Source organism: Chitinophaga rhizophila (genome assembly GCF_019492185.1).
Lineage (GTDB): Bacteria > Bacteroidota > Bacteroidia > Chitinophagales > Chitinophagaceae > Chitinophaga > Chitinophaga rhizophila.
The window spans coordinates 1,834,233-1,847,124 of record NZ_JAICCF010000001.1; the positions used below are offsets into that span (position 1 = coordinate 1,834,233).

7 protein-coding genes are annotated in these 12,892 nt (G+C 45.8%); 6 read left to right on the forward strand and 1 reads right to left on the reverse strand.

Features of this window, described 5'->3' with window-relative positions:
- Positions 1–193 precede the first annotated feature (193 nt).
- Complete coding sequence (locus K1Y79_RS06850; protein WP_220249250.1) at positions 194–1,228, reverse strand: LacI family DNA-binding transcriptional regulator; 1,035 nt, start codon at positions 1,226–1,228, stop codon at positions 194–196.
- 292 nt (positions 1,229–1,520) lie between these two features.
- Here K1Y79_RS06850 and K1Y79_RS06855 point away from each other — a divergent pair, with 292 nt between their 5' ends.
- The 6 genes from K1Y79_RS06855 to K1Y79_RS06880 all read left to right on the forward strand — a co-directional run bounded on the left by K1Y79_RS06855 (position 1,521) and on the right by K1Y79_RS06880 (position 12,888).
- Positions 1,521–2,396 carry an AraC family transcriptional regulator gene (locus K1Y79_RS06855; RefSeq protein WP_220249251.1) on the forward strand — a complete coding sequence of 292 codons (876 nt, stop codon included), beginning with the start codon at positions 1,521–1,523 and terminating at the stop codon, positions 2,394–2,396.
- A 218-nt stretch (positions 2,397–2,614) separates the two neighbouring features.
- Positions 2,615–3,214: an RNA polymerase sigma factor gene (locus tag K1Y79_RS06860; RefSeq protein WP_220249252.1), complete on the forward strand. Its 600-nt coding sequence runs from the start codon at positions 2,615–2,617 to the stop codon at positions 3,212–3,214.
- A gap of 63 nt (positions 3,215–3,277) precedes the next feature.
- A complete protein-coding gene (locus K1Y79_RS29090) occupies positions 3,278–4,282 on the forward strand; it encodes a FecR family protein (RefSeq protein ID WP_220249253.1) in 1,005 nt (334 codons plus the stop codon).
- An 84-nt stretch (positions 4,283–4,366) separates the two neighbouring features.
- A complete protein-coding gene (locus K1Y79_RS06870) occupies positions 4,367–7,831 on the forward strand; it encodes a SusC/RagA family TonB-linked outer membrane protein (protein WP_220249254.1) in 3,465 nt (1,154 codons plus the stop codon).
- 13 nt (positions 7,832–7,844) lie between these two features.
- A complete protein-coding gene (locus K1Y79_RS06875; RefSeq protein WP_220249255.1) occupies positions 7,845–9,434 on the forward strand; it encodes a SusD/RagB family nutrient-binding outer membrane lipoprotein in 1,590 nt (529 codons plus the stop codon).
- Positions 9,435–9,768: 334 nt separating this feature from the next.
- Positions 9,769–12,888 (forward strand): SusC/RagA family TonB-linked outer membrane protein, encoded by a 3,120-nt coding sequence (locus tag K1Y79_RS06880; protein ID WP_220249256.1) that lies wholly within the window; start codon positions 9,769–9,771, stop codon positions 12,886–12,888.
- Positions 12,889–12,892 lie beyond the last annotated feature (4 nt).

Below are 12,892 nucleotides of genomic sequence, written 5' to 3' on the forward strand. Positions count from 1 at the left end.
CAATGAAATGACACAATGATGTTATATTCATGAGTAGTAACACACAGTTCATCACAAATCATCACATGAAATGTCCATAAATACCAGCAGCCATAAACATGTCAATTCAAAATTCCTTGTTTATTGAAAATTGATCAAGTAAATGACAGCATAGTATCAGGTTGGACTATAATTGCTTCTCGGTGAATGCCTGTCAGACGTTAGCATGAACAGCCGGTACAGAAGATTCTCTTTTCCTGAGCTCAAGTGAAAGTACAACGTGTTGTGCTACATGTATTTCAGTGGTTTGCTCCAGTTCATCAATCAGCATATGTATCAGTCGCCGGCCTATTTCCTCTACCGGCTGAGCTACGCAGGTAATGGATGGGCTATGCAATCTGAAGATGTCATGATCGTCAAAGCTTACCATACCCAGGTCTGTACCTATATGCAAACCAATAGCACGGATACTCTCTATACCACAGATTCCGAGGTAATTAGTTGCGAAGAACAAGGCATCAAGATCCTTATTCGTTTGCAGATACTGGGTAATTTCCTGAATAAATCCAGCTCTGTCCAGATCAAATGGAAGGCGCTTAATAACATTCTTGCCTGCCGGCAGTCCATGTTTCTTCAAGGCATCCACAAACCCTTCGAGACGCTGCTGCATCTGAATTTGGGATGAAGTGGTAGTAATAATCCCGATTCTCTTATATCCCTGCTCTACCAGGTGAGTAACTGCTGTATAAGCCCCCTGAAAATTGTCTACCACCACATAATTGGAGTCTGCGATGTTAGGGAAGTACCGGTCCATCAGCACAACCGGCTTCTGTAATGAGGCTATTTCTTTATCAAGATTGAGCGTAGGAGTAATAATATAACCATCCACCTGACGATATCTGAGTACTTCAAGCAGACCTTTGGCCTTTTCTTCATTGTCTTCGGTACTACCAAACAACACCTTATAGCCAAACTTATCCGCCTCGTCTTCAACGACCTTTGCCACATTAGCAAAAAAACTATTGGCAATATCTTCCACTATCAATCCGATTGTTTTCGTTTTGCCGGTGCGTAACCCCCTGGCAAGCTGGTTGGGCTTATACTTAAGTTTTCCAGCTATCTTCAGGATCCTTTTGCTGACCTGTTCACTGATTCTTTTTTCTTTTCCTTTACCATTCAATACAAAAGAAACTGTTGTAGGAGAAACACCTGCCTCTTGGGCAATATCTTTAATGGATATTCCTTTCACGAAATTCAGATTTGGTTTGATATTCGTTAGAAAATTAGACTCTTAAGTGCAGATTGCCAAATAAAATAAAAATAACAGGCGGATTTTTTAAATCATGAATATTGCGGACAATTGATGCTTTTTTAACCAAAATTTGATAATTTGGCACTTTCTGAGAAAAAGTTTTGTCAGGGAGATTTGCAATTACTGTCTGTATAACTTACAGTAGGGGGGTCATATACCGAACGATTGTTTATTTATTACTGTTTCGAGAGTCATCACAGGGTTAAAGGGAAGATTAAATTATAACTACATGAAACCCATTCTGATAAAAGTGGGGGCATTTGCCGACAATCAGATCACCATCATAGAAAGATGTGATCCATATTTTAATACACCATTTCACTTCCATCCTGAATGTGAACTGGTATTCGTCATGGAAAGCAATGGTAAGAGAATCGTTGGAGACAGCATCGAAAGCTTTGATGTAGGCGACATGGTGTTTCTGGGACCACACATTCCACACGTATGGTACAATGATGAAAGCTACCACAAGAACAATGAGCAGCTGAAAGCCCGCTCGGTGGTGATCTATTTCCCGAAAGACATCTTCGGGGAGAAATTTTACGGCCTGCCAGAGACAAAGTCACTGACAGACCTTTTCCACAGGGCACAGCGAGGTATGAAAATACTAGGCCCAACCTATGATATACTGAAGGAACAGATACTTTCCCTGCCTAAGAAAGAAGGACTGGAACGTATTATATCCCTGCTCAGTATCCTTAAAATACTGGCCGAAACCAAAGATGTACAGTATCTCGCAAGCACTGGTTATTCACATGCCTTTAACGCCAAAGACAATCATAAGATTGACGAAGTATTCAAGTATGTGATGGGTAATTTCTCCAAAGAAATCTCGCTCCAGGACGTGGCCAGTATTACCAACCTTTCTCCGCAATCCTTCTGCCGCTTCTTTAAGAACCGTACCAAGAAATCCTTTGTACAGTTCCTGAATGAAGTACGCATAGGACATGCATGTAAACGGCTGACAGAAGAAGACTGGTCCATTGCGGAAATAGCTTACTCCTGCGGATTCAAAAACCTGTCTAACTTCAATCGCTTCTTTAAAGAGATTGTAGGCAAAACACCGAAAGAGTATAAAAACGAATTGAGACTGAAAGAAGCGTGAGATATACGCTTATAAAGCTTTGCTATTGAAATCAGCAAGGCTATACACTGATCTTCAGCCAGGTAAGCGCCATGGCCAGGATAGCTTATTGTAAATTATTTGGTAATTGACTAAAATGTATTAATTTCCTTTCGGCTGATAACGAACGATGCCGACATAAATGGAGTTATTCGCTGATAATAAGCCATTTATCAACCAAAATCTATTTACTGTAATCCATGTATAGTAATTATACTGACCAAGAATTACTATCGCTGCTGCAAAAAGACAGTGTAAATGCTTTTAACGTTATTTACGAGCGTTATAGTCACCCGTTATACCTTTACATTCTTAGTAAAATAGATGGCGCTGAAGCTGGCAAAGATGTATTGCAGGACCTCTTCACTTCCCTCTGGGAACGAAGGCAATCCATCAGTGTCAATGAATCACTAAAGTCTTACCTGTACCAGTCAGCCAGACATAAGATCATCGACATCTACCGTAAAAACTCCACCTACCGCAAGTACCTCCAGCAACTGATAGAACATTTTGACGTACAACCTGGCGGCATTGCCGAACTGGTTGATAATAAAGCCCGTACACAGGATGTATTTGAAACCATCAACCACCTGCCAGGGCGCATGAAAGAAATCTTCATGCTAAGCCGCGTCGAACATCAGACTGTTGAGCAAATTGCCACCAGGCTCGGACTTTCCCCGCAAACCGTTAAAAACCAAATAACCAAAGCCCTTAAGATACTACGTGCCAATCATGCCAGAACAGACCTTGTAGCGTTCCTACTCATTACAAGGGCCATGTACTCATTTTTTGCTAACTGATGGTACTTCTGCCCCTATGGCACGACATCAGCATATCATTGGGACATTTCAAAATTGCAAGCAGTGGAGCAAGATCAGATCAGGAAAATATTAGAACGTTATAATCAAGGCCAATGCACCCCGGAAGAAACCGCCGTCATCGAACAGTGGTTTGATAGTATTGGTAATCAACATACGTCGTCTAAAAGTGAGCGTGAGATACAAGCCGACCTCGCGGAGGTACAACGCACGCTTAACTATCATATACAACCCGCTACCCCGGTACGCCCCCTTTTGCGCACCTGGTACTACGTGGCAGCCGCTGTAACGCTGCTGGTGGCCGCAGGGGCCTGGTTCTTCCAGCAAAAACAACGAGCGGCGCATCCTGCTTCTCCCAACCAACCGCTAGCCGGTCATGTCGCTGAAAGCAACCGCACCATAGCTAATGGTTTCGTGACTGTCCATACTTCCAAAGGCAACCAGGAAGTAGTGACCCTGGAAGATGGCAGTAAGATTATGCTTAATGCCGCTACCCGGATACGCTATCCTGAACATTTCTCAGGTAATAGCCGCGACATCTTCCTGGAAGAAGGGGAAGCATGGTTTGACGCTGCTACTGCTCCCAATAAAGCATTTACCGTTCATGCCGGCAATATTAATACTACTGCCCTGGGTACCACCTTCAATGTACGCGCCTACCCGCACGAACAACAAATCACCGTGGCCCTGCTTACTGGTAAAGTAAAAATCACTACCGCCTCTCAACCACCGGTTATATTACAGCCAAGTGAGCAGGTCAGCTTTGACCTCCGCTCACAACAACTGGTTAAAACCGCCTGTAATACAGAAGAGGCAATTGGCTGGCAAAAAGGCTACCTGGTATTTAAAGACGCTTCCTATGAACAGGTACGTATCGCCATCGAAAATAAATATGGCATTACTATCATCAATCAAAGCGGCAAAAAAGACTGGACCTACACCGGCAATTTCAGACAGGAAACCCTGGCAAATGTCATCGAAACCATTTGCCTTACAGAATCACTTTCCTATTCAATCGGGAAGGACACCGTATGGCTGAAGAATAAGTAATACTGTTTTAGCAACTGCCCTTCGCAGGGCATATCATATTTCGTCACTGAAGCTGCTTTTGTATCTAAACGTAAATGGGGCTATATGAGGGGAAAATCATACTTCTGCAAAGTATGTATTATTGCCGGTTTCCTGTTAATGGCCTCATTGACTGGAATCAATCCCGCTTGTGCCCAACCTGCCGGTACCTGCGATCAGTGCGTCACTATCACTGCCAACGATAAGAACATCTCTGAAATCATCATTGACATATCCACGCAGAGTAAGCTGAACTTTCACTACGATAAAAATACCATTGATCTCAATAGAAGAATATCTCTTCATTGCAAAGATCTGCCGGTACAGGAAGTACTTACCAGGCTGTCTTCCCGTACCGGCCTTACCTTCCTTATCAAAGGCGATAAGATCATCATATCGTCAGATATACAGCAAACGGCTGGTACAGATCTCCCCTCCGACAGCAGGAAAGACGATTTCCGCATAACCGGACGGGTACTGAACACGCATGGAAAACCTTTACCAGGTACTACTATTCTGATTAAAGGCTCTCATAAAGGCGTACAAGCTGATGATGAAGGTTATTATAACATCGGCGCTGCACCAGCTGATGTACTTGTCTTTCGCTCAGTAGGCTATCTGCATAAGGAAGTTGCTGTCAGCGACCGGCCACTGGTCGATGTTACCCTGACAGAAAGTGTACACGGACTCAATGAACAGATTGTCACGGCCCTTGGTATTCCCAAAAGCAATAAAGAACTCTCCTACTCCACCGGCCAGCTGGCAAGTGAAGACATCTCTACTGTAAAAGACGCTAACGTCATCAACAGCCTGTCAGGGAAAATTGCCGGCGTCATGATAAACAGAAGCGCATCCGGTATAGGCGGTTCTGCCAGGGTTATACTCAGAGGGAATAAATCGACGAGGGAAAACCAGCCACTTTATATTATTGACGGGGTTCCTATGGCTAACTTCACGCCCTCACAGCCTACAGATATATGGGGACAATCCTCTGGTATTGTAGGTTCTGCCGGAAGAGATGGTGGCGACGGTATCTCTAACCTTAATCCCGACGATATTGAGAGTATCAGCGTACTGAAAAGCGCTTCTGCTGCTGCCCTTTATGGCAGCCAGGCTGCTAATGGCGTCATCATGATTACTACTAAAAAAGGACTGGCTGGTAAAGCGCGGATCCATGTATCGTCTGACCTGATGATAGACGCTCCTTTACTGCTGCCCAACCTGCAGTTCCGCTACGGACAAACCATACGCCCCTACAGAGATGATAAAGATAACCTGCAGCCTGGTTCGGCTGACAGCTGGGGCGGTAGTATCAATGTGCCCAACCATGTAAAGAGCTTCTTCCGCACAGGCCTTACTTCCACCAATAGCATCTCTTACAGCGGCGGGGCCGAAAACACCCAATACTATCTGTCCTACGCCAATACAATGAATAAAGGTATTCTACCGGCGAACCGCCTGCAACGACATACTTTCAATACCCGTGTCACTGCCAATCTGCTTAAAAAGAAGCTGCTCGTAGACGCCAACTTTACCTACCTGATACAGGATGTGGAGAACAAACCCTCCTCCGGACTTTACTACAACGCACTGACTGGCCTGTACAACCTACCCCGGGGTATCAATTTTGATGATTATAAGCAGTACCAGTACTTTGACACACGCCGTAGCCTGCCCTTGCAGAATTGGTGGAACATCCGCAATGACCTGAACTGGCCGGGGCTGGATGATCAGCAGAACCCTTACTGGATCCAATATAAAGCGCAGCGAAAAGAAGCCAGGAACCGTAGCATGTTATCCCTTTCACTGAAATACAAGATTACAGACTGGCTGTCCTTACAGGTAAGAGGTAATATAGATCGGAGTAACGACAGTTATCAGATGTCGGCTCATGCTGGTACCCAACAGGTGTTAAGTCCGCCAAATGGCAGGCTTACGCGCGAAACAGAATATAATACCCAGCTGTATGCAGATATGATGCTGACTGCTACCAGGAAGCTATCACCAGGCTTAAAGCTACAGACGATGCTGGGTGTAAGTATTACAGATGTCAAAGCACATGACCGTTCACTGATCAGTACTAATCCTACTGCTGCTGAAGGACTGATCGTACCAAATGTGTTCGCAGTTACAAACATTTCTCCCAGTGCACTGGACGCTCAGCAAAGCATTGATAAGAAACAACTGCAGGCGCTGTTTGGCAGCGCACAGCTTAACTGGAAGCAACGCATATTCCTGGACGTAACGGGCCGCAACGACTGGTCCAGCACATTTGCCTTCACGCCTATAAAGGCCAAAGGTTACTTCTATTATTCGGCTGGTGTTAGCGCCATATTAAGCGAATGGCTCCGTATGCCGGCCGCTGTAAGTTTTGCCAAAGTACGCCTATCCTATGCGAAAGCCGGTAACGACATTGCTCCCTATGCTTCCAGACCGGCCCGGTTCCTGTTACAGACTACCGGCGGCGTAACGCGTGTCAATTTCAATACGCGTGCCCCCTACCCCGGCATCTACCTTAAGCCGGAGGATAACCGCTCACTGGAAGCCGGCGCAGAGATTCGGATACTCCAGGATCGCGTAGGCATAGATCTGACATGGTATAAGAACAATAACTATCAGCAGTACATGGAAGTGCGTGCCCCTTCCGGATCGGGCTACCTGTTCTACTATCTGAACCTGGGAAATATACAGAACCAGGGATGGGAAGCCATATTAAACCTGGTGCCTGTTCAACGTACCCATCTGAAATGGAGCAGTACTTTCAACCTGACGGTAAACAACAATAAGGTGGTTACACTCAGCAACAACAGCATCCCCGGAGCCGGACCGGATAACTACTATATCCTGACTGACTTTGTCACCAACATGTATGGGTCCTTCATCAGGGAGGGCGGCTCATGGGGAGATATTTACACCAATAAAGAACTATACAAAAACGATAAAGGACAGTTTGTTATTGACAGCAGAGGAAATCTGGAAACACGCAACGTACTCAAAAAAGTAGGCAACCCTAATCCGCGGTTTATGCTGGGATGGAACAACTCACTGACCTATAGAAGCTTCGCACTCAGCTTTCTGATAGACGGCCGTTTTGGCGGTAAAGTCATGAGTGTAACCAACTCTGTACTCGATGCCTACGGCGTCAGCGAAGCCAGCGCAAAAGCCAGAGATGCAGGCGGTATGACTATCAACGCAGTCTATGAAGATGGTACCCCGCTCATCACCACTTATGACGAACGCAGATTCTATGCTACAATCGGCGGGCGGGCAGGCATCGGAGAGATGTATATGTACGATGCGACCAATATCCGGCTCAGAGAGTTATCACTTACCTGCAGGCTGCCACTGAAGAGTAAATGGATTAATAAACTCCAGCTCGGACTGATTGGCAGAAATCTATGCTTCTTTGCCATCCACGCACCTTTTGACCCGGAGGTATCCATGAGCAGCGGTAACGGCCTTCAGGGCATAGACGCTTTTGGTGTATCCGCGCTAAGGAGCTTTGGTGCCAACATTAAACTGGTTCTTTAAAAAGAGCTTATGAATGAATAATAGAAAATCTGTCACCGAAATTATCATCATACTATTGCCACTGCTGATCTTACAGGTTGCCTGCACCCGCAACTTTGAAAGTATCAACACCAACCCCTATGACATGTATGATGATGAACTACAGGGCGACTTCAGACTAATAGGCGACCCTTTAGTACAGGCTATGCTGAACATTTATGTCAGCAATGACGTATCAGTCACCCAGCTACAGCAGAACCTGATGGGGGATGTGTTCTCCGGTTATATGATGACGCCCAGCCCCTTCCAGGATAACCGAAATAATATCACCTATGACCTGCTGGATAACTGGAATGATGACGCCTGGCTGACTGCATACGGTAATGTAATGCCGAATTGCCGGTTTGTAATGGATAAATGCCGGGGCAGGTATCCCGACTTCTATGCATGGGCCAAAATTATCCGGGTACTGGCCATGCATAGGGTAAGTGATATCTATGGTCCTATTATCTATACCCGGTATGCCATGATCAATGAGGACAGAAGTATTGATTACGACACACAGGAAGAAGTATATAATGCCTTCTTCAAAGATCTCGATTCAGCGATTACTACCTTAAGCCAGTATATACCAACAGCGACGGACAACCGGTTCAGGAGGTTTGACCTGTCTTACAACGGCGATTATACCAAATGGATCAAACTGGCCAATACTATACGACTACGCCTGGCACTACGCATTTCTGCTGCTGACCCGGTTAGGGCCAGGCAAGAAGGAGAAGCGGCACTCAACCAGACATATGGACTTCTTTATAATACGGAAGACAATTTTAATATCAGTATTGCTCCTGTTACCCACCCGCTGAATGTAATCTGTAACTCCTGGAATGATATCAGGATGGGGGCACCAATGGAATCTTTCCTCTGCGGATACCGGGATCCCAGGTTGCCTCATTATTTCGTACCTGCCGATACAAAAGACTCTATTTACCATGGTATCCGCAACGGTATCACCATTACAAGCAAGGATATCTATGCAGGATTCTCCAAACTGGCATGGCAGCCCTCCCGGATACAGCTATGTACTGCCTCAGAAGCCTTCTTCCTGAAAGCAGAAGCGGCACTTTACTCCTGGAAAGGTGCAGGCGATGCACAAGAGAACTATGAGAAAGGCATCTACGCCTCGTTCAGACAATATAACCTCACAAATGCTTACCACCGTTACGTAAACGATGATACGCTGAAGCCTAAACCCTACACAGATCCTCAAAATCCTGTCAATAATATACCCGAAGGCAGCGTATACCTTAGCCAGTGTACCATCAGATGGAATGAGCAAGCACCCGAACATGAAAAGCTGGAACGTATCATTACCCAAAAGTGGATTGCTGTATTCCCTGACGGACAAGAGGCCTGGTCTGAATTTCGGCGCACCGGTTACCCGAAATTATTTCCGATAGTTATAAATAACAGTGGCGGAAAAATACCTTCTTCCTCATTTATTCGCCGCATTCCCTTCATTCAATTTGAATACGCTACCAACCCTGCAGGCGTGAAACGCGCTATCAGCAAGCTTCGCGGAGAAGACAACGGAGGCATCAGATTATGGTGGGATAGAAAGTAACTTTTTTTTCTGTTCGCATGGTACCATTGTAATTTCCGCACGACACCTCTTTATGTGCAGGATATTTCCTGTTGAGACACAAAGGGACAAGGCCGCACATCACGTAATGAACATGTAACTAATAATCAGATTAACGAATTGCAACACAACAATTACGAGCGTGAAAAACGTATCGATATGCATTGGTATGCCGTTCATCAACCAAAGTAAAAACGTATCGCAGAAATAGTATAGATGGCTTCTGGACAAAAGAATGTATGGATGCATCCCGGCATCCAGATGCCCGTACTATGTCAAAAAAAAGGGTTAAACAATTCAACCAAAAGGAGTATCTATGAGAAGTACACTACGCTTTAACAAAGCATGCGTTACTGCAGGAGTCATGCTTGGTCTGATGCTTACGGAAGGCATACAGACTGCCTACGCAGCTCCAACGCCCCTCTCCAGCATGAGGCAGCAGAAGCAGGTAAGGGGTGTCGTGCGAGACAAAAACGGCAATCCCATCCCAGGCGTTAACATCCAGGTTAAAAACACCACAACAGGTACTGCGACCGGCGCAGACGGAAAATTTGTTATCTCTGTTAAATCCCCGTCAGACATTCTGATATTCAGGTTTATCGGTTACCTCACACAAGAAGTTCCTGCCGGAGACCAGTCATCCATTGACATTACCCTGCTGGAAGATGTGGCCAACATCAACGAAGTAGTTGTAACGGCATTAGGTATACGTAAAGAAGCTCGTAGTAACGGCTATGCTGTATCTAAAGTACAAGGCGCTGATATGACCAAAGCCAGGGAAATCAGCGTAGCCAACGGACTCGTTGGCCGTGTTGCTGGTGTGAACAGCGCACCTCCTGCTACTGGCCCCGGCGGCTCATCCCGCGTAACTATCAGAGGTAACTCTTCTCTGAGCGGGGCTAACCAACCACTCTATGTAGTGAACGGTATCCCTATGCATAACGCTAACCTCGGCTCTGCCGGTAAATGGGGCGGTACTGACTTAGGCGACGGTATATCCAGCATTAATCCTGATGATATTGAAGATATGACCATCCTCAAAGGCGCTGCTGCCTCTGCACTGTATGGTCAGCGTGGCGTGAACGGGGTTATTCTCATCACCACCAAATCCGGTAAAGCCGGCCAGATGCGCGTTGAACTCAACAGCAACGTAACTGTAGAAAAGGCAAATGACTTCCTGGACTTCCAGGATGTATACGGCCAGGGTATCAAAGGCGCTAAGCCTACTGATAAGCAGTCAGCCCTTAACAGTGGCCTCTCCAGCTGGGGAAGCAAACTGGATGGCTCTGCCACTACCCTTTTTGATGGTGTGGCACACCCTTACTCCAAACAGGGCGACCGCATGAAAGACTTCTATAAAACAGGTTCAACATTCAGTAATACCCTGTCAGTAGCCGGTGGCAGCGATAAAACTACCTATCGTGTAGCTGTCGGAGATCTTCGCAACAAAGGTATCTACCCTAACACTGAATACATCCGCAATAACGTTAACATCGACCTGAACTATAAGCTTTCTGATAAATTCAGCGGACAAACAAACGTTATCTATACTAAAGAAATAACAAACAACCGCTCTAACCTCAGCGATGCCCCTGGTAATGGTAACTATGCTATTGCATTCCTGCCTGCCAACGTAGCAGCCAGCTACCTGGAACCAGGCTATGATGCCCAGTTCAAAGAACTGGTATATACCAGCGATCTGTTCAGCACCAATCCCTTCTTTGCAGCCAACCGCTTCAGAAATAATACAAAGAAAGATCGTGTGCTGGGCGTAACCAGTCTGCGATACACACCTGTTCCCTGGTTATTCATACAGGCGCGTGTGGCCAATGACTACTTCGGATTCAACGCAACATCCATCACTCCTACCGGTACCGCCTACCGCCCTGCCGGCAGCCTTGACCTGGAAAGAAACCGTCAGTTCAACGAAACCAACATAGACGCATTGCTGGGTATCAATAAAGACATCACCAGCAAGTTATCACTGAGCTTTAACGCCGGCGCAAACCTGCTGAAGAAAACTGATAAAGTCAATGATGTAACTGCCTCTAACTTCGCCTTTCCTTTTGTATACAACCCGGCTACAGCCGCTACCAAAAACAGCTCGATTATCCAGTATAATAAAGAAGTACACTCTGTATACGGATCACTGGAACTGGCATGGAACAGCACCCTGTATCTGAACGTCACTGATCGTAATGACTGGAGCAGCACATTGCCTAAACAAAACAACTCTTACAACTACCCTTCTGTAAGCGCTTCCTATGTTTTCTCTGAAACTATCAAAACAAACTGGCTCAGCTTCGGTAAACTGAGAGCTGGCTTTGCACAGGTAGGTGGCGACGCAGATGAATATAAAACTGCACTCTACTATAGCACACTGGGTAACACCATCAATGGCGTACCGCTAGGTGAAATAGAAAGCAAAATTCCTAACAGTGCGCTAAAACCACTGAAAGTTAAAGAGGTGGAAGTGGGTGCAGAAGTGAAATTGCTCGACAACCGCATATTCGCTGACTTCAGCTGGTACAATAAACAGGCCTCCAACGATATCGTTACTGCCACTGTATCCTCTGGTTCAGGGTATACCAGCGCGCTGGTAAACGTCGGTAAACTGGAGAACAGAGGTATTGAAGTAATGGTTGGTGGTACGCCTGTCAAATCAGCCAACTTCTCCTGGACAACTACCTTCAACTTTGCACATAACAAAAACAAGGTTATTCAGCTGGCAGAAGGTCAGGGTTCCATGCTGGTAGAAGGCGGCGAATCCCGTACTGAAGATGGCTTCATCAACCACGTAGTTGGTCTGCCGTACTCACAAATCATGGTGTATGATTTCAAACGTAATGAGAAAGGTGAGATGATTGTGGATGCATCAGGTATTCCACAGCGCACAGATGCCCTCATTGCTCAGGGTACAGGTGTTGCGCCTTATACAGGAGGATGGAGCAACGAAGTGTCTTACGGCAGGTTACACCTTAGTTTCCTGATTGACTTTAAAGCCGGTGGTAAGATCTATTCCGGTACAAATGCCAACGCATATAGCTATGGTCTTCACAAGGAAACCCTGGCAGGACGTGAAGGCGGTGTGGTAGTAACTGGTGTAACCGAGGGCGGCGAAGCTAAAACAACTACTATCGTTGCGGATGATTATTACAACAGACTGGCCTCTATCTCTGCACTTCAGGTATACAAGTCGGACTTTATAAAGTTCCGATCACTGGCGCTGACTTACGATTTCTCCAGAAAAGCATTACATGAAAAGCTGAATGGCATCAGTATCTCCCTGGTAGGCCGTAACCTTTTCTACTTCAAAAAGTCTACGCCTAACATCGATCCTGAATCCAACTACAGCAACAGTAACGCACAGGGACTGGAGTATGCAGGTCTGCCTACCACCCGCTCTTTTGGTGTGAACCTGAATGTTAAATTCTAAAATC